At 47.2% G+C, this 19,055-nt stretch carries 12 protein-coding genes and 1 tRNA gene; 5 read left to right on the forward strand and 8 right to left on the reverse strand.

Features of this window, described 5'->3' with window-relative positions; translation table 11 throughout:
- Nucleotides 1-2 precede the first annotated feature (2 nt).
- Nucleotides 3-941 carry a bifunctional riboflavin kinase/FAD synthetase gene (locus ONT08_RS05295; RefSeq protein WP_264959406.1) on the reverse strand — a complete coding sequence of 313 codons (939 nt, stop codon included), beginning with the start codon at nucleotides 939-941 and terminating at the stop codon, nucleotides 3-5.
- A 45-nt stretch (nucleotides 942-986) separates the two neighbouring features.
- Nucleotides 987-3,626 carry a calcium-translocating P-type ATPase, PMCA-type gene (locus ONT08_RS05300; RefSeq protein ID WP_264959407.1) on the reverse strand — a complete coding sequence of 880 codons (2,640 nt, stop codon included), beginning with the start codon at nucleotides 3,624-3,626 and terminating at the stop codon, nucleotides 987-989.
- Nucleotides 3,627-3,798: 172 nt separating this feature from the next.
- Between ONT08_RS05300 and ONT08_RS05305 the strand changes: the two genes are divergently transcribed.
- The 3 genes from ONT08_RS05305 (at nucleotide 3,799) to pafA (ending at nucleotide 7,853) form a co-directional block, all read left to right on the forward strand.
- Nucleotides 3,799-3,872, forward strand: a tRNA-Ile gene (locus ONT08_RS05305).
- Nucleotides 3,873-4,190: 318 nt separating this feature from the next.
- Nucleotides 4,191-6,161, forward strand: a complete 1,971-nt coding sequence (locus tag ONT08_RS05310) for a heavy metal translocating P-type ATPase (RefSeq protein WP_437183622.1) — start codon at nucleotides 4,191-4,193, stop codon at nucleotides 6,159-6,161.
- Nucleotides 6,162-6,242: 81 nt separating this feature from the next.
- Nucleotides 6,243-7,853 (forward strand): alkaline phosphatase PafA, encoded by a 1,611-nt coding sequence (gene pafA / locus ONT08_RS05315; RefSeq protein WP_264959409.1) that lies wholly within the window; start codon nucleotides 6,243-6,245, stop codon nucleotides 7,851-7,853.
- A gap of 283 nt (nucleotides 7,854-8,136) precedes the next feature.
- On the opposite strand, the gene ONT08_RS05320 is transcribed toward pafA, so the two are convergent.
- The 5 genes from ONT08_RS05320 to ONT08_RS05340 form a co-directional block, all read right to left on the reverse strand.
- The gene (locus tag ONT08_RS05320; RefSeq protein ID WP_118200255.1) at nucleotides 8,137-9,693 is read right to left on the reverse strand and encodes an IS1182 family transposase; all 1,557 of its coding nucleotides are present in this window, start codon (nucleotides 9,691-9,693) and stop codon (nucleotides 8,137-8,139) included.
- A gap of 167 nt (nucleotides 9,694-9,860) precedes the next feature.
- Entirely contained in the window at nucleotides 9,861-10,526 is a 666-nt protein-coding gene (aat, locus tag ONT08_RS05325; RefSeq protein WP_264959410.1) for a leucyl/phenylalanyl-tRNA--protein transferase, read from the reverse strand.
- A 43-nt stretch (nucleotides 10,527-10,569) separates the two neighbouring features.
- Nucleotides 10,570-12,804 (reverse strand): AAA family ATPase, encoded by a 2,235-nt coding sequence (locus tag ONT08_RS05330; protein ID WP_437183621.1) that lies wholly within the window; start codon nucleotides 12,802-12,804, stop codon nucleotides 10,570-10,572.
- 110 nt (nucleotides 12,805-12,914) lie between these two features.
- Nucleotides 12,915-13,217, reverse strand: a complete 303-nt coding sequence (locus tag ONT08_RS05335) for an ATP-dependent Clp protease adaptor ClpS (RefSeq protein WP_117729418.1) — start codon at nucleotides 13,215-13,217, stop codon at nucleotides 12,915-12,917.
- 10 nt (nucleotides 13,218-13,227) lie between these two features.
- Entirely contained in the window at nucleotides 13,228-13,734 is a 507-nt protein-coding gene (locus tag ONT08_RS05340; protein ID WP_006849242.1) for a flavin reductase, read from the reverse strand.
- A gap of 381 nt (nucleotides 13,735-14,115) precedes the next feature.
- Here ONT08_RS05340 and ONT08_RS05345 point away from each other — a divergent pair, with 381 nt between their 5' ends.
- Nucleotides 14,116-16,173, forward strand: coding sequence for a TonB-dependent receptor plug domain-containing protein (locus ONT08_RS05345; RefSeq protein ID WP_264959411.1), 2,058 nt, complete (start codon nucleotides 14,116-14,118; stop codon nucleotides 16,171-16,173).
- A 145-nt stretch (nucleotides 16,174-16,318) separates the two neighbouring features.
- Here ONT08_RS05345 and ONT08_RS05350 read toward each other — a convergent pair whose 3' ends face one another.
- Nucleotides 16,319-17,302, reverse strand: coding sequence for a cation diffusion facilitator family transporter (locus tag ONT08_RS05350; RefSeq protein ID WP_418323665.1), 984 nt, complete (start codon nucleotides 17,300-17,302; stop codon nucleotides 16,319-16,321).
- 442 nt (nucleotides 17,303-17,744) lie between these two features.
- On the opposite strand from ONT08_RS05350, the gene ONT08_RS05355 reads away from it, so the two are divergent.
- Nucleotides 17,745-18,992, forward strand: a complete 1,248-nt coding sequence (locus ONT08_RS05355; RefSeq protein WP_235390668.1) for an ATP-binding protein — start codon at nucleotides 17,745-17,747, stop codon at nucleotides 18,990-18,992.
- The last annotated feature ends 63 nt before the right edge of the window (nucleotides 18,993-19,055 follow it).

Raw genomic sequence — 19,055 nt, forward strand, 5'->3', positions numbered from 1 at the left:
AATCATTCCGCTTCCTTTTCAAAGAGATCCAGCACGGTCTGCTCATCCTCTTTCAGCTGCGCCGCCAACTCCTCGGGACTGTCAAACTTCTGTTCGCCCCTTATTCGCTTCACGAAGCTTACGAGCAAGAGCTGGTCATAAATATCCCCGTCGAAATTGAAGATGTGCGTCTCTAGCGTCAGTAGTCTGCCATTGAAGGTTGGGCGATTGCCCACATTCATCATTCCCCGTTTCCATACCACCGTATTCTCCAGTCTTACCCTTACGGCATAGACGCCAGGGGCAGGAATCAGCTGTCCGAAGTGAGAGATGTCGAGATTGGCTGTAGGGAAACCGAGTTTTCTGCCTTCATGGAATCCATTCACCACCTTTCCGATGAGGGTGTAAGGGAAACCGAGGCACCGGGCTGCCATCTCCACTTCTCCCTCTTTCAGGAAAGAGCGGATGACGGAAGAAGAGATGTTGATGCCATCTATCTGGAAGGCTTCGTTCCTGATTACCTCGATGCCCATCTCCTTGCCGTAGCGCACGTAATCTTCGAAAGTCTCCTCGCGGTTATGACCGAAGCGATGATCGTAGCCGATGAAGAGTTTCCTTACGTTGAGATGGTCATGGAGCACCTGCTGCATAAACTCCCTTGCCGACATCGCAGCCATCACCTTGTCGAAATGCAGCACCACAGCATTATCCACTTCCGTCTTCGAAAGCAGCAGCAGCTTGGAATCAAGCGTACTCAGCATCTCTGGCTGGTAATCCGCCTGCAATACCTTGCGGGGATGCGCATCGAAGGTGATGACGGTGGATTGCAAGCCATCCATTCGTGCCGTCTCTACGAGATGATGAATCAGGAACTGATGTCCCCGATGCACTCCATCGAAGAAACCAATCGTTGCCACACAAGACTGCAACTGCATGGTATCGTTATAATGTATTGTATTCATAAGGACTGACTTTAACATTCATATCAGAAGAAGAACTCTGATGGATTATCTTCTCTTTGCTATCATTCTCTTAAAAGTTCTCCACAGCTCGCCCGCCCAAAGTACAACGGAGGTTGAGCCGATGATGAGCAGCCACTCGTGGAGCGACAATGGTGTGGTGCGGAACATTTCGCCACCAAAGGTTACGATAATCCACTGACCCACCAATACCAGTACAAGCACCAGAATCATTCCCTTATCCTTCAGGAAATGGCGGAAGGCGGTGTGATGACTCATCAGTGCCTTGGCATTGAAGAGGTTCCAGAACTGGATCATCACGAAGGTGGTGAAGAACATGGTCAGTTCATGCACATCTACTCCACCCTTGCCTCTGCGCTCGCAGTAAACCAGCAGGGCAAACATAACGAGGAAGAAGACGATGCCGCAGAACAGAATGCCGAAACCGATGCTCTTGTTGATAATGAAATCGGATGCCTTGCGTGGCTTATCCTTCATCACCTCGTGAGATGGAGGCAATGAGGCGAGTGCCAGGGCTGCAAAGGTATCCATGATAAGGTTCACCCAGAGAATCTGGGTTACCGTCAACGGCATTTCAGTTCCGATAACAGATCCGCCAAGCACCAGCAGGAGGGCTGCCACGTTTACTACCAACTGGAAGAAGAGGAAACGCTGCAGGTTGCGATAGAGCGAGCGTCCCCACATCACGGCGTTGGCGATAGACTTGAAGGAATCATCGAGCAGGGTCATATCCGAAGCCTCCTTAGCCACGGAAGTTCCCGAACCCAGCGACAAGCCCACGTGAGCATAGTGAAGCGCCGGAGCATCGTTGGTACCATCACCTGTTACGGCAACCACCTCGCCACGCTTCTGGAGCATCGCCACCAGTCGCTGCTTATCGGTAGGACGGGCACGGCTCATCACACGGATATCCTTCGCCCGTTCGTAAGCCTCTTCGTCAGAAAGTGCCTCCCACTGTTCGCCCGTAATCATCTGCTGGTCGAGCGAGGTCAGAGAGCCATCTGCTCCGATATTCTCAGGTTCATCTTCGAAGACACCTATCTGCTTACCTATCTCCAAGGCGGTGGCAGCCGTATCACCCGTAACCACCTTCACCTCGATACCCGCATGGCGGCACTCCTGCACGGCGGCAGGAACATCCGGACGGATAGGATCGGCAATGGCTGCAATGGCCTGCAACTGAAGGTCGTTGGCATCGAGAAGTGCTACCACTTCGGCAGTAGAGGTTCTGGAAGTTCTCATGATAGAAGCTTCTATCTTCTTATAGGCGAACGCCAGGGTTCTCATTGCCTTATGCTGCCACTCATCGAGTTCTTCGGCTGACTGTCTCAGCATTCTATCTTCGATGATGCATTTCTTCATCACGATTTCAGGCGCACCCTTCACGAAGAGATAGGTCTCGCCATCAACTTCTGCCAAGGTTGCCATCATCTTTCTCTCGGTAGAGAAAGGCAACTGCTTGAGCACGTTCACCTGCTTGCGGAGTTCTTCATAATCCTTGCCCTGGGCATCGAGCCAGAGCAGGAGAGCCGACTCGGTAGGGTTTCCGATAGGTTTGCCGTCATTCAACTCGGCTGTAGAGTTGAGGGCGATGGCAGTATCGAGCTGCACCTCATCGCCCTGCTTGAGTTCCAGGGCGCTCACCTGCATCTTGTTCTGGGTAAGCGTACCGGTTTTATCGGTACAGATCACGGTAACGGCGCCCATGGTTTCGCAGGCATGAAGCTTGCGCACCAGATTGTTCGACTTCAGCATTCTTCGCATGTTGAGTGCCAGAGAAAGGGTAATCGCCATCGGCAATCCCTCCGGCACCGCCATCACAATCAGGGTAACAGCCATCATGAAGTATTTCAGCACAATTTCTGCCATATAGAAATAATCCTTGCCGCCCCATGCCGGGTTGGTGAGGATATCGTGAATCAGGAAGATGAAGAAGGCTGCCACAGATACTACGGAGCCCACCTTGGAAATCATCTTCGCCAACTTATCGAGCTGCATGTGAAGCGGTGTCTCCACCGAAGTCTGCTCAGTAGATTTCTTCGCCACCTTACCAATCTCGGTAGCATCGCCCACGGCAGTAACCACGAACTCGCCCCTGCCATTCATCACCATGGTAGAACGGAGGATGACGTTGCGAGGATAGGCTCCATCGCCACCGCCTTCCAGAGATTTCTCGGCAACAGGTTCGCCCGTAAGGGCAGATTCATTAATCTGCAGGTCGTTGCAGACGATGAGTTCTCCATCGGCAGGCACCTCGTCGCCCACTTCCACGAGCACAACATCTCCCACCACCACATCGTGGCGCGGAATCTCCATCACCTTACCATTGCGGCGCACCTTAACCGGCTGTTCTTCGCTGAGCGCCGTGAGCAGATTAAACTTCTTGGCAGCATCGCGCTCAAAATAGAAACCTACGGTAGTAGCAAGAAAAACAGCCACGAAGATACCGATGGTCTCCATGAAATTCTTTTCGATAAAAGCAAGGATGAGGGATACGAAAGCCGCCACAAGAAGTATCTGGATAATCGGGTCGCGATATTTATCCAAATACAGTTTCCATAATGAAGTACGTTGAGGAGGGGTGAGCACGTTCTTGCCATGCTGTTCCCTACTCTGTTTAACTTGTTCATCGGTAAGACCGATTCTTCTATTTTTGTCTATGTCCATTTCTGAATAGAAATTCTTTTTTGTACGATTAATAAGTACATACGCACGTGTGCGCACATAATTTGGTGCAAAGATACGCTATTTTTCTGATTCTAAGAAAATTTTTAAGATTTTATTTGGTTATTTGCCCAAAATCTAGTATCTTTGCACTCGAATTTGATAAAAATTCAATGGACTTGTAGCTCAGTTGGTTAGAGCAACAGACTCATAATCTGGAGGTCCTAGGTTCAAGCCCTAGCTGGTCCACGCTTCTATTACAGCGACTTACGAGCAATCGTGGGCCGCTGTTTTTCTTTTTGCACAGAACTTATCCGGCAAGAAAAAGAGGGCAACTGGAGCTTTTGCAACCAAGTTGCAGAAACCTTTTCGTAATTTTGCAACCGAAATAGAAAAAGGAACTGAATGTTCCTGGTTATATAGAACTAAAAGTATTGTAAAATTATGGAAGAAATGAAACTTTCTCACGAACATCATCATGAGCACAATCATGATTGCTCATGCGGCACAGAAGAACATGAGCACCAGGGGTGCGGTTGCCACCACCATCACCATGAAGAAGGCAGTTTGAAATCCAAACTCTTTCTGATTGGAGCAACCATCATCCTCCTGATTATCGCTGTTTTCATCGAAAAGGAATACAGTCTGGCTACCTGGCAGTTACTCCTCGTCTATCTCATTCCTTATTTATTGATAGGACATGAGACGCTGGGCGAAACTGCAGAAGGTATTGCCAAGGGCGATATGTTTAACGAAAACTTTCTGATGGCTATTGCAACCATCGGAGCACTTTGCATCGGATTCTTCCCAGGATCAGATACAGAATTCCCGGAGGCAGTCTTTGTGATGCTCTTCTTTCAGGTGGGCGAACTCTTCGAAGGATATGCGGAAGGAAAGAGCCGTGACAGTATTTCGCATCTGATGAATATCCGACCAGACGTGGCGAATGTTGAAAGAAACGGAAAGGTAGAGGCCGTTTCGCCTGAAGATGTAAGAATTGGAGAAACTATCGTAATCCGTCCGGGAGAGAAAGTTCCATTGGATGGTATTGTTGTTGAGGGAAGCTCAGCCTTGAATACCATTGCCCTGACAGGTGAGAGTATGCCACGGGATTTGAATGAAGGCGATACTATCATGTCCGGTTGCATCAACCTTTCAGGAGTAGTTCGTGTACGCACCACCAAGAGTTTTGGCGAGAGTACCGTATCCAAGATTATTGCGCTGGTAGAGAGTGCAGACAAGAACAAGTCGAAGAGCGAGGCTTTCATCACCCGTTTCGCCCGAGTCTATACTCCTATCGTTGTTTTCGCAGCCATTGCCCTGGCGGTTATTCCTCCATTCCTGGCAGCAACAGGAATCGTAGGTGAAGGAACCTTTGGCGAGAACTTCCCATTATGGCTCAACCGCGCCTTGATATTCCTGGTAGTTTCCTGTCCTTGCGCCCTGGTCATCAGCGTGCCCCTCACCTTCTTTGGCGGCATCGGCGGAGCATCCCGGAACGGTATTCTCATCAAGGGCAGCAACTATATGGATGCTTTAGCCAAGGTGGGAACCGTTGTGTTCGACAAAACCGGAACTCTGACCCACGGAGAGTTTGCCGTAGCAGCTGTTCATGCTGACAGTTCCTGCCCAGATCATTCATCCCACGATGCAGATAATGTACATATTGGCGAATATTCTGACAAGGAGAAAATCCTGCTGCATCTGGCAGCTCATGCCGAGCATTTCACTACCCACCCTATCGGCGCAGCCCTGCGTACTGCCTTCCCGCAAGAAGCAACGGATGGCTGCGAGGTGACCGATGTAGAGGAGATTGCAGGACAGGGTATCCGTGCAAAAGTGAACGGCAAGGTGGTTTGCGTGGGCAACAAGAAGATGATGGAATGCATCGGTGCCCAATGGCACGACTGCAACCAGGTGGGAACCATCATCCACGTCGCCATTGATGGCAAGTATGCGGGACATATTGTGATCAACGACACCCTTAAGGGAGGAAGCGCCCATGCCATCAGAGAGCTGAAAGAACTTGGAGTAGAGAAAACGGTAATGCTGACGGGCGACCGCAGAGAAGTGGGAGAAGATGTAGCCCACAAACTGGGACTGGACGAGTGCCGCGCAGAACTGCTGCCAACCGACAAGGTTTCGCATGTAGAACAACTGCTGAAGACAAAACCAGCAGGCAAGACGCTCGCTTATGTAGGCGATGGCATCAACGATGCTCCTGTATTGAAGCGTGCCGATGTGGGCATTGCCATGGGTGGATTGGGTAGCGATGCAGCCATCGAAGCTGCCGATGTAGTACTGATGGATGATGATCCTAGAAAGATTGCCCTTGCCGTAAAGATAGCCAGAAGAACCATTCATATCGCTCACGAGAACGTGATATTTGCCATCGGAGTAAAGATTGCCGTACTGATTCTCGCCACCATTGGTCTCGGCACCATGTGGATGGCAGTCTTTGCCGATGTAGGTGTTACGGTACTGGCTGTATTGAACGCCATGAGAAGTTTGGGTAAAAATCGTCTTTTTTATCGTTAAATACCAAAATAAGTTGTATCTTTGCAACCGAATTTTAATATACAATACTGAATGGTTATGTATAAAAAAGACATTTTGACTATGAATAAGATTATCAAACTCATCTTCGTGCTCTGCTGCTTCTGCGGCATTGCACAGGCTCAGCCTCAACGTCCTAAGCTCGTTGTAGGCATCGTTATCGACCAGATGCGATGGGATTATCTCTATCGCTACTACGCCCGCTACGGCGAAGGCGGATTCAAGAGAATGCTCGGAGAAGGATTCTGCGTAGAAAACTGCAAGATTCCTTACATCCCTTCGGTTACAGCCATCGGCCACTCTTCTATCTGGACCGGTTCCGTTCCTTCCATCCACGGAATTGCAGGAAATAACTTCGTGAAGGATGGAAAGGTAGTGAATTGTACTGCCGACGATACCGTCAACCCTGTAGGTTCTGACAGCAAGGCTGGCAAGATGTCGCCTCGCAATCTGTGGGTAACCACCATCGGCGATGAACTCCGTCTGGCTACCAACAACCGCTCTAAGGTGATTGGTGTAGCCTTGAAAGACAGAGCATCCATCCTCCCTGCAGGCCATCACGCCAATGGCGCTTTCTGGTTTGATGACAAGTCGGGCAAGTTCATCACCAGTACTTTCTATATGGATAAGTTGCCTGAGTGGGTGAACAAGTTCAACAAGCAGAAACTCCCAAACAAGTATCTTTCACAGAAATGGGAGACGCTCTACCCTATCGATTCCTACAAGGAGAGCACCAGCGATGACACCAACTACGAGAATGGAATTGTTGAAGGCGAAAAGGCAGTATTGCCACTCGATCTGCCTACCTTATATAAAAAGCATGGTTATAAGATTCTCCGCAACACCCCATTCGGCTGCAATCTGACTTTCGATATTGCCAAGGCTGCCATCGAGGGCGAGAACCTGGGTAGAAACACAGATACTGACCTGCTGACCATCAGCTGCTCCAGCACCGACTACATCGGACATCAGGTGGGCGTGAACGCCATCGAAACAGAAGATTGCTATCTCAGATTAGATAAGGCATTGGCAGATTTCTTCGCTTATCTCGACCAGACCGTGGGCAAGGGAAACTATCTCACCTTCCTCACCGCCGACCATGGAGGCGTGAACAACGCTACCTTCCTGCAGGATCAACGAATCCCTGCTGGCATCTGGAACAAGAAGGGACTGGTAGATGAATTGAACAAGAATCTGAAGACAAAGTTCAACACCAACAAGGACCTAGTAAAGACCATTATGAACTATCAGGTATTCTTCAACACAGATATCATCGAAGAACTCGGTTTGGATTACGCAGCCATCAAGCAGGCAGTGGTAGATAGATTGAAGAAAGACAAGGATGTGCACTATGCCTTCGACATGGAGAAGACCTCTATCGAGAGCATCCCTGAAGAGCTGAAGTTCCGCGCCATTAACGGTTATAACCGTGAGCGCAGCGGAGGTGTTCAGATTGTACTGAAACCAGGTCACTACGATTATTACAGCAGCAAGGGAACTACCCACGGAGCATGGAATCCATACGATATCCATATTCCTTGCCTGTTTATGGGTTGGGGCATCCAGCATGGCGAGAGTGCCCAGCCTCACTATATGACAGATATTGCCGCTACCGTTTGTGCGATGCTGCATATTCAGGCACCAAACGGCTGCATCGGCACACCGATATTCTAATAAAAAGCAAAAAGCCAGATAATAACAAAGGCTAGGTTCACGATTCTGGGAACCTAGCCTTTATTTTTTATTCAAAAGAGAGGGTGTGTCATAAGTCTGTGACGCACCCTTTTTTTGTGTGTGTTTCTATATATTCTAGTTGAATCGTAGTCTTTCTTCACAAAGGGAATCTTATTATATTGTATAGAAACTTTACTTTTCTTGTTTTATCGATAACAAAACAGCCCCAAAGCCCACAAAAGGGCATAGTTATCCCTGACGATAAAACAACCAAAATTGAGTTTTATCGTTTTATACCCAAATATTTCTTCAAATTGAATCCCATTCCGAACAATCCTAGATCCATGTAAACCTTGTCCATTCCAAAATGCCTGAATCGCTTATAATGCATATCTGCCTTCATCTGCCCAAATACAGCTTCCGGCTCTATCGGTCGCTGGCTTCTGTGTTTCAAGCCCTCTTCAGACGTTAGTAGCAGGAAGGCTTCCTTTTTATATGCATTCAGTTTATGGTTGACATATATGGTTCTGTTGCCTTTGGATTTCTTGCAGAGACTTCCAAGCGGACATCCATCACATCGTTGTGCTCTATATAATGTAATGACAGACACATAGCCGGAGTCACTTTTCGTTTGCCGTTGTCCACAAGGTTCCATGTGTTGTCCCATGGGGCAGACATAATAGTCATCATCCCTGTTGTAGTAGAAGTTCGCTTGGTTGAAGGCATCCTCCTTGAAAGGCTTATGCTGTTCCTTGTGAAACCAGTTGTACTTTACATAACCCATCATTTCTTCCATCTCTAGGTACTCGTAGTTCTCCTCCGAGCCATACCCTGAGTCTGCGGTGACGCTCTTGGATTGCTTTCCATATCTTTTCTTGTACTTATCCAAAAAAGGCTTGAAGGTCAGGGTGTCTGTTGGATTGGGATAAAGGGCGAAATTCGTCCAATATTGATTCTCTGTCGCAATTTGAAGGTTATAGGCAGGCTTTGTCTGCCCATTGTTCATGGCATCTTCCTTGAGGCGCATGAAGGTCGCATCGGGATCAGTCTTGGAGTAACTGTTTCTCTCGCCCAGTATATCCAGTGATTTTTCATACTCGCACAGTTTGTCCGAGGCTTTGAACAAGTGATCTATCTGAGTATTTAGCTTTTGCTTCTCTCTTCCTGTAAGCTTTGCCTTAGGAAGGTTCTTAGCTTGCCTCTCACACAAACGTGCACTTCTCTCTACATCCTTGGCGGAAGTGGCTGGCTCGCTGTCTTCTTCCTTAATGTCACTCCCGCCATTCAGGCGAATTTGTTCTTTTATCTGAGCCAATGCAGCAGAGGTCTTTTCCAAGAGCTTAGCCCTGTTCTTTTCCACAGTCTTCTTCCATACAAACGTGTACTTGTTTGCTTTCGACTCTATCTTAGTGCCATCAACATATTGTTCCTCCAGACTAATCACGCCCTTTTCAACCAATATGGAGACGACTGCATCAAAATAAAAGTCGATGCATTTAATCATATGATTGGATCTAAAGCGGTTGATTGTTGCGAAAGATAATTGCTTACCTCCACAAATCCACATATAGCGAACATCGTATTTAAGTGCGTCCGCTATGCCACGACAGGAATAAACGCCATTGATATAGGCAAAAACAACTAAACTTAGAAGCATCTTCGGACTGTAAGGAGGAGCACCAATCCCATCATAGGTATCCATGAGAGGGTTGATGTCCATACTGCGAACAATACGATCCACCATACGAACTTTGCTGTCTTTTGGCACATAATCATCGAAAGAGTTAGGAAAAAAGCTCAATTCGTGCCGAGTTTCAGATTTTATTTGTATCTTTGCCATACTTAAAGAAGTTTTCTGCAAAGATACAAATCTTTTGCGGAAAGGCAAAGCCCGAGCTTGTGAAAGTTTGGGCTTTGTTGTAAATAAAAATGTTTTTTAAAGATTTCGTATCTGTGAAAAGGCAAAAAATAAAAAGGGGTGCGTCACAGACTTATGACACACCCTCCTTATTCTTCGTTCATAATCTTCATATATTCCTCGTAAGAAATATATCTGCCACCCATCGATTTGAGATGAGGAGTCTCCAACTGACAATCTATCATCTTGCCACCGTGCTCCTGCAAGTATCTGGCAAGGAAGATGAGGGCAATCTTAGAAGCTGACGGAACCCTGGAGAACATGCTTTCTCCTATAAAAACCTTGCCGATGGTGACACCATAAAGTCCCCCCACCAGTTCATCGGTTTCATTATCCCATACCTCTACGCTCGCCGCAAAGCCCTGCTTATGGAGGGCAGTAAATGCCTGGATGATGTTCTCGCCCAGCCATGCGCCATCTTCCCAATACCGTCCGTTGGTCTTGCTGCATCCCCGTATCACACCATCGAAATCTTCGTTGATTCCTACGCTGTACCGGTTCTTTCTCATCAGGGTACGCATGGAATGACTGATGTGGATTTCATCAGGGAAGATGACGAAACGCTTCATCGGACAGAACCAGAGTATTTTAGGCTGGTCACGGAAACTATACCAGGGAAAGATGCCATTGCTATAAGCCAGCAACAGGCGGTCGATACTCAAATCGCCACCAATCGCAAAGCATCCATCCTCATCGCCATAATGCGGATCGGGAAAGTAAATCTCGTCCGCAGTATCATCTATCTGTAATATCATACGCTTATCTTTTATCAAGAATATTCTTGACTAGACTTTCATTCTAATAATTAATCACCAGTTCCTTTCCGTCAAAGTCGACATGCGCCTTGCCACCCTTCTTGAGTTTGCCGAAGAGCAGCGCCTTCATCAGGATCGGTTTCAGGCGGTTACCGATGACACGGTCCATCTCGCGGGCACCATATTCCTTGGTAAAACCCCATTTCAGCAACTGTTCACGCGCAGCATCGGTTAACGTTACGGTAACTCCCTTTGCTGCCAGTTTCGCATCGAGTTGACGAAGTTTCTTGGCAAGAATCAGCTCTGCCATGTGCTTATCCATATCGTTGAACACCACCATGTCGGAAAGTCGGTTGATAAACTCAGGCTTGAAAGTCTTCTTCACCTGTGCCAGCATCGCATCGCCACGACTTACGTTTCCATTGAAACCTACGCTAGCCCGTGAAGCATATTGCGCTCCGGCATTTGAGGTCATGATGAGAATCACGTTACGGAAATCAGCCTTCTGGCCCTTGTTATCAGTCAGACGGGCATAGTCCATTACCTGGAGCAGGATGTTGTAGATATCGCTATGCGCCTTCTCTATCTCGTCGAGCAGGAGTACACAGTTTGGCGTCTTGCGGATGGCATCGGTCAGAAGTCCTCCATCCTCATAACCCACGTATCCGGCTGGCGAACCGATGAGTTTTGCCACGGTATGCTTCTCGGTATATTCACTCATATCGAAGCGTACCAGTTCGATGCCGAGTTCCTTGGCCAACTGTCGTGCCACCTCGGTTTTTCCTACTCCGGTAGGTCCCACGAAGAGGAGCGAAGCCAATGGTTTGTCATCATCTGTCAATCCCGCCTTTGCCATCATCACAGCCTCAACCACCTTGTCTACAGCCTTGTCCTGACCGTAAATCTTGTCGAGTATGCGCTGGCGGAGCGTAGCCAGAGCATCGTTATTCTCATCTTTCATCGCAGCCGCATCAATCTTGCAGACTTTAATCAGAATCTGCTGGATGATAGACTTGGTAACATAAGAGCGCTGGCGAGATTCTACCGGATGCACCTCCAGATAAGCACCCGCCTCATCCATCAGGTCGATGGCCTTGTCTGGCAGACAACGGTTGCTGATATATTTGGCGCTGGCACGAACGGCATATTCCAGGGCGTCCTTGCGATAGGTTACATTGTGGAACTTATTGTATTTATACTGCAAGCCCTCCAATATTTTGATAGCCTCCTCCTCGGTAGGTTCCTTGATGTCAATCTGCTGGAACCGGCGCACGATGCCCTTGCTCTGAGCCATGTAACGGTTATATTCCTCGTAGGTGGTAGAACCGATGAAACGGATATCACCTGCCTCCAGATATTGCTTCAGCATATTGGATGCATCAGGTCCGCCATCTGAGCCACGACCGGCACCTATCATATTATGAATCTCATCGATGTAGATAATGGTATTGCCTTCCTTCACGGCTCCCTCCATCACCATCTTGATGCGTTTCTCGAAGTCGCCACGATATTGGGCACCGGCAAGCATCTGTCCCATATCCATGCCGTAGATGCGAGCCCCCTTGAGGCGTTCAGGGACCTGGTTTTCGTTGATGAGTTTGGCGAGACCATAGACCAGAGCTGTCTTGCCGACTCCGGCTTCTCCGATGTGGAGCGGATTGTTCTTCTCGGCACGGCAGAGCACCTGGATGGTTCTGTCCAGTTCCTGTTCTCTTCCGATGAGCGGATTGTGCTCTTCTACCTTGTCAGAAATACAGGTAACCAGCTGATGCCAATCCTGTACAACCTGTCTTCTGCCTTCTTCCTCGTCGTCGTCATACTCGTTGGCATAATCGTCATCATCAAAGTCTGCTCCCATGCCCATGCCAGCCTCTCCAGTATCTTCTCCAATAGGATAATAACTGTCAACGCTCGCCAGGAACTCGCCCTGCCGGTCGCCCACATTCTTGCACAGCAGGAAGGCGGCTTCTGAATTCTGCAAGCCAAACATCGCCTGCACAAAATGGGGTACATTCACCAGTTGCCTGTCGGCAGCAGCAGCCAGGGCGCACGCCGTTCCAAACATGGTTTTGAAGAGCGATGACGGCTCTGGCAGATATTTGATGGTTTCAGGCACACGCTCCTGCTTGGCGAGCCATCCCACCAAGTCTTCGTGCATCTTGAGGCTGTCTACGCCTTCTTCCTGCAGCGCCTGACAGAATGCATACTGCCTGAGCAACGCCAGCAGCATGTGCTCAGGCATCACGAACTCGTGATCGAAGAACCGGGCTTGCTTCATGGCATCGTCCATCAGAACACTCATATATCGGGTTAATCCCATACTATCCATTCTATTCTTTCCTTTCTTTTTCTTAGCATATATTGGGGATATTTCCCCGAAATCAACGCCTATTCCGGCATATAAGTGAGTTTAAGCGGAAACTTCTGCGTACGGGCTTTCTCCATCGCTTTCTCCACTTTACTCTTGGCGATGTCATAGCTGTAGGTGCCCACCACGGCTTTCTCTTCGTGATGAACCTTGAGCATGATTGCTTCAGCCTCAGCCTGCGACTTGAAGAAGATAGATTCGAGGATTTCTACCACGAAGTCCATCGGCGTGAAGTCGTCGTTGAACATCATTACCACGTAACGCCCCGGCTCCTTGAACCTGGTTTTCTGGCGTTCACGAATTGCTGTTTGTTCTTGAGCCATATTTTAATTCTTATTTTTTATAAGCATTGGTAATCTCCACAACATAAACATCGTGGAATCCACCCTTGGCACCATACCACTGGAGCAGGTCCTTGTCGAGGAACTTCTCGGCGGTCATACTGTCCTTATAAAGTTTGCGGCATTCCAGGGTGAGTCGTGACTGCTCGAAGGCGATGCTGCCGTTATCAGTTTCTACAGGAATCAGTCCTGTTTCCTTCACCTTATCCAAATCGCGTCCGCTCTTAGAGCCGCAGAAGTTATAAATCTTCCGAGCCTCCTCGCTGTTGCCGAGGAAAGAGAGAGTCATGAATTCATTCTCCTCGATGATGCCGTGGGTGAAACGCTCCGGACGGATAAAGACCACAGCCACCGGCTTGTTCCAAAGCCATCCCAAACAGCCCCAAGAGGCGGTCATCATATTGAAATGATCCTTGTTGCCGGCACATACCAGCATCCACTCCTTACCAATAGTCTCGAAGACGTTGTCATTCAGTTCTTTTACGTTGATCTTTTCCATCTTATCTGTTCCTTTCTTTTTAATTTCTAATTACCATAAAATTGCGACAGCAGTATTCTGATTGCTGAATGCTGCCCATATCAACTGCAAAGATACAAGAATAATCTGAAAAAGCGAATGTTTCTTTAAGAAAATCGCATCACCCTATTGAGGATTATGCCTAATTAATACTTTTTTATGCCACAAGAAGGCTGAATTGAATACGATTTGTGAGGTAGGAAACCGACCTTGATTTACATTAACTTTGTATCGGCAGTTGAAAAAATAATTCACATTTTATTTTGTCAGTTGCCCAAAAGGCAGTACCTTTGCACCCCGAATGCCGAAAGCCGGGAAGGCGGAAGGCTTCGATTTATTATTCATTTATAAACATTTAATTTAATGTACAAAACAATTTTCAACAAGCGCAACAGCTTGAAGTTCAACCGATTCTCTAACAAGAACTACTCACTCTTCGCAGTTTTGGGAAGAGAGGTACTTGTTGGTGCACTCAGCGTTGCTACCCTGAGCCATGCTAAGGCAGCAGGCGTAAGCACAGAGGGAGCCAAGGTTGATTCTACCCTCTACAAGGGCGGAAAGGCTTACGAGCTGGATGCGGTGAGCGTTACCGGATCTCGTGCGCCGATGACTGTAGAGCAGTCACCTAAGATTGTGTCTGTCATTACCCGCGACGATATTCATCGTGCGGCTGCGCAGACTATCAACGATGTATTGAAATTAGCTACCGGCGTGGATGTCCGTCAGCGTGGTGGCTTTGGTGTTCAGACGGATATCTCCATCAATGGTGGAACCTTTGACCAGATTACCATTCTCTTGAATGGCGTCAACATTTCCAATCCTCAGACTGGTCACAATGCTTCTGATTTTCCTGTAGCTCTTGCCGACATCGACCACATCGAAGTGCTCGAGGGGGCAGCATCGCGCGTATTCGGAACTTCAGCCTTCAATGGTGCCATCAACATCGTAACCAAGAAGGCTAAGAGTGAGGGGGTATCTGCAAGTGTAGAAGGCGGAAGCTTTGGAAGCTTCGGAGCACAGGGACGCATTCAAACAGCTTTTGAAACGGGCAAGTGGACCCAGGCTTATTCCGTAAGCGGAGGCTACAAGCGCTCGGATGGCGGCACGGAGAACAGCGACTTCGAGAAGGGACAGGGCTACGGCAATCTCTCCTTCTCTTACGACCAGCGTTTCGACATCATCGCCCAGGTGGGTATTGCTACCCAGAGCTACGGTGCCAACACTTTCTACAGCGCTAAATATAACAACCAATATGAGAAGACTGACCATGGTCTGGCTTCGCTCAACCTGAGTCTGCACAACCAGGAGAAGACCTGGGAGATTGCTCCACAATTCTATTATAACAAATTCAAGGATCACTATCAGCTGATTCGTGGAAAGGCTGGAGCTGCAGCAGGCGAGAACTATCACGACCTAGATGTTTATGGTGGTGGACTGAATGCCAACGTGGCTTGGGCATTGGGTAAGACCGCTGTGGGTTTCGACATCAGCAAGGAGTGCATCTACTCTACTGCATTGGGCGAGGAACTCGCAGAGAAAGACTATAAGGATATCTCAGGTTCTGACCGTCAATATACCCGAAAGGGCGAGCGCACCAATACCAACATCATGCTGGAGCACAACTTCATCTTCGGCGGTTTCACCTTGTCGGCTGGTGTCTTGGCTAACAAGAATACAGGTCTTGACAACGACTTCCGTTTCTATCCTGGTGTGGATATGAGTTATCGTCCTAACGACAACTGGAAGTTCTACGCTTCCTGGAACAAGGCTTTGAGAATGCCTACCTACACCGACTTATACATTAGTAATGCGGTGCAACAGGGCGACCTCACCCTGAACCCGGAGAAGAACTCAACCTTCAAGGTGGGAACGCAATATCGCCAGACTGGTTTTGCAGCAACCGTTAGCGGATTCTACGCACACGGCACCAACATGATTGACTGGGTTCAGACATCCGTGACCGAGCAGAAAGACAGCAAGTATCACGTGATGAACATCGGAAAGCTCAACAACATGGGCTACAACGTAGATGCTACTATCTACATGAGAGAATTGGTACCAAACAGTTTCATCACCCGCATCAAGTTGGGTTATGCTTACATCTATCAGGATCATAAGACCGAGACAAACATTCTGAAATCACTCTATGCATTGGAGTATCTCAAGCACAAGGCTGTATTCGGTCTGGATCATCAGATTTGGAACAAGCTTTCAGCTTCGTGGAGCGTAAGATGGCAGCAGAGAATGAATGGCTATCATCCATATACCAAGGTAGATTGCAAACTGATGTGGGACGAGAAGAAATACAATATCTTCGTGAAAGCCGACAACATCACTTGCCACCGCTACTACGACCTCACAGCTGTTAAGCAGCCAGGTTTGTGGATTATGGCAGGAGCCAGCGTAAATCTCGGCCGATAATATAATCAGATAATAATCATCCCAAAAGATGATAAATATCCGAAACACGATTCGGATATCAAATAAAAAAACGAGCCTTGATGGAGGTTTCTTCCTTCCGTCAAGGCTCGTTTCCTTTTATTCCGGCTATTTTCTTTTATTTCAGTTATTCCGGTTTCTGATATTTTCCGTTCACTTTTATCGGTTCGAGATGGATTCCCACATGGGTATCTGCGCCGAAGTGCTGCTTCAGTTTTGTTTCTATATGAGTAGCATGCTCATGCGCCTCATAAAGCGAAAGAGAACCCGGCATGCGGACATGCATTTCTATCGCAATCTTGTTTCCGATGCGACGGGTACGCAGGTTATGAATCTCTCCCACTCCCTGCTCTTCATTTGCAATCTTCAGGATTTCATCTTCCTCAGTTTCCGGAAGACTGGCATCCGTCAGTTCTTTCACAGACTGCATCACCAGTCCCCAGGCTGCCTTGATGATGAAGGCACTCACGATGATGGCAGCCAGCGGATCGAGCACCGCCCATTTTTCTCCCAGGATAATGGCGCCACCAATACCGAACATCGTTCCGATACTCGATAAAGCATCGCTGCGATGATGCCAGGCATTCGCCACTACAGCCTCGGAATGATATTTCTTTCCGGCTTTAACCGTAAACTGATAAGCCCACTCCTTCATCACGATACTTACGATGGCAGCAATCAAGGCTACAACGCCCGGCTGTTGCAATGTCTCGCCGCAGATGGCACGATAAGTCTTGGTTACGCCAGAATAACAGATCATCACACCCACCACGAAGAGCGAAATACCGATGATGGCTGTGGCAAGCGTCTCGTATTTGCCATGCCCATAATCATGGTCCTTATCCTTCGGCTTATTGCCCAGTTTTACGAATACCAGTACCACCACATCGGTGGCAAAATCGGTAAGCGAGTGGATGGCATCCGCTATCATGGCTGCCGAATGTCCGAGAATACCTGCAGCAAACTTCAGTACAAGCAGCACCACATTGATGATGCTTCCCGCTATCGTCACCTTATATACTTCCTTTACTCTATCCGCATCAGCGGAATGATTCTTTTTCGTTTCTGCGGGCATCTCTTGCTCGTTATATATTCTCTCATTCTTGTCCATACTATAAAATATAACAGAAGTCCTTTGCTTCCTTAATAATGTTTTTGTATAACCAAATTTCTGTCTTTCATGAATTGAGCGGCAAAAGTACATCTTTTTTCTGAAATCGGATAAAAAGAGAGATTAAAAAAGTATAACGAATAGGGAATAATGTGATAGCGAAGAGAGAAAAGCATGGAATTTTGTGATAAAACGCCTTAAAACAATAGGAATTTTGTGATTTTCAGTCCGATAGAGACAAATATCTACCTTTGCTACGTATAGACGATAGTTTTATGATTCTGTATTTACCATTATAAGTTAACGAACTTAAAATATCAAGCCGTAATCGTTAATTCTGCAAAAGAAAACTGCGGAAATCCGCAAAAATTCTACATAGAATTAATAAAAGTATTATTTTTGCAAAAGAAAAATGCGGAAATCCGCAAAAATCTTTCCTGTTATGATTGTAAATAGAGACAAATATCTACAAGAGTTGGTTAGTTCACGCCATAATGGACTGGTAAAAATCATTACCGGTATGCGCCGTTGCGGAAAATCCTTTCTGCTGTTTCGTCTCTTCAAGCGTTTCCTTGAAGACGATGGAGTCATGCCCGACCACATCATAGAAATGGCATTCGATGACTATGCATTCAAGGAGTTTCGCAATCCTGACAAGTTTTATAAGTATGTAAAAGAGAAGATTGCTGACGACCAACCTTATTACATTCTGCTTGATGAGGTACAGATGCTTGACGAGTTTGAAGATGTACTAAATGGATTATTGCATATTCCCAATGCTGATGTTTATGTGACGGGAAGCAATGCACGCTTCCTATCCAAGGATATAATAACCGAATTTCGTGGACGAGGATACCAAATACACGTTTCACCACTCAGCTTTGCTGAATTTATGACCGTATATGATGGCGACAAGCAGGATGGTTGGAACGAATATTTGCTTTATGGTGGTCTTCCGCCTGTTGTTCTACAAAAGACAGAAGAAGAAAAAGTGAGACTTCTGAACAGCCTCTTGACTGAGACTTACATGATAGATGTCATCAACAGAAACAAGATAAAGAACGATGCAGAACTCAACGATTTATTCAAGATTCTCGCATCGGGAATTGGCGGACTTACCAATCCGCAACGACTTGCCAACACTTTCCAATCTGTAAAGAATGTCTCTATAAGCTCTGCAACCATCAAGAAATACATCGAATATCTTGCAGATGCGTTCTTGCTTGAGCCATGCAATCGCTATGACGTAAAAGGTCGTAAGTATATCGGAACGCCATTGAAATATTATTTTTCTGACTTAGGCATTCGCAATGCACTTCTCGGCTTTCGCCAACAAGAGAAAACCCATCTGATGGAGAATGCCATCTATAATGAACTTCGCTACCGTGGATATAGTGTGGACATTGGCAACGTAGAAATCAACGGCGTGGACGAAAAAGGAACCAAAGTGAGACGGATGCTTGAAGTTGACTTTGTTTGCAACCAAGGCTACAAACGCTGCTACATCCAGTCGGCTCTCAGTTTGCCAGACAAGGAGAAGACGAAACAAGAACTTGCCTCTTTGCTACGTATAGACGATAGTTTTATGAAGTATGTGATAACAGGCGACCTCATCAAGAAATACCAAAACGATGACGGCATCGTATTTATGGACGTATTTGATTTCTTGTTGGATAAAGATTCTATATGATAATTTATAAGGAAAAGGCTAATGGCAATCTTGGATATTTCCCCTCCAAGATTGCCATTTATC

Origin of the sequence: Segatella copri (assembly GCF_026015465.1) — a bacterium.
Classification (GTDB): Bacteria; Bacteroidota; Bacteroidia; order Bacteroidales; family Bacteroidaceae; genus Prevotella; species Prevotella copri_E.

Coding starts and splice junctions, on each gene's coding strand:
- ONT08_RS05335 (WP_117729418.1), bottom strand. CDS start 13,217: ATGGCTCAAGAACAAACAGCAATTCGTGAACGCCAGAAAACCAGGTTC.
- ONT08_RS05355 (WP_235390668.1), top strand. CDS start 17,745: ATGATTGTAAATAGAGACAAATATCTACAAGAGTTGGTTAGTTCACGC.
- ONT08_RS05340 (WP_006849242.1), bottom strand. CDS start 13,734: ATGGAAAAGATCAACGTAAAAGAACTGAATGACAACGTCTTCGAGACT.
- ONT08_RS05320 (WP_118200255.1), bottom strand. CDS start 9,693: ATGGCAAAGATACAAATAAAATCTGAAACTCGGCACGAATTGAGCTTT.
- aat (WP_264959410.1), bottom strand. CDS start 10,526: ATGATATTACAGATAGATGATACTGCGGACGAGATTTACTTTCCCGAT.
- ONT08_RS05350 (WP_418323665.1), bottom strand. CDS start 17,302: ATGGACAAGAATGAGAGAATATATAACGAGCAAGAGATGCCCGCAGAA.
- ONT08_RS05300 (WP_264959407.1), bottom strand. CDS start 3,626: ATGGACATAGACAAAAATAGAAGAATCGGTCTTACCGATGAACAAGTT.
- ONT08_RS05295 (WP_264959406.1), bottom strand. CDS start 941: ATGAATACAATACATTATAACGATACCATGCAGTTGCAGTCTTGTGTG.
- ONT08_RS05345 (WP_264959411.1), top strand. CDS start 14,116: ATGTACAAAACAATTTTCAACAAGCGCAACAGCTTGAAGTTCAACCGA.
- pafA (WP_264959409.1), top strand. CDS start 6,243: ATGAATAAGATTATCAAACTCATCTTCGTGCTCTGCTGCTTCTGCGGC.
- ONT08_RS05330 (WP_437183621.1), bottom strand. CDS start 12,804: ATGAAGCAAGCCCGGTTCTTCGATCACGAGTTCGTGATGCCTGAGCAC.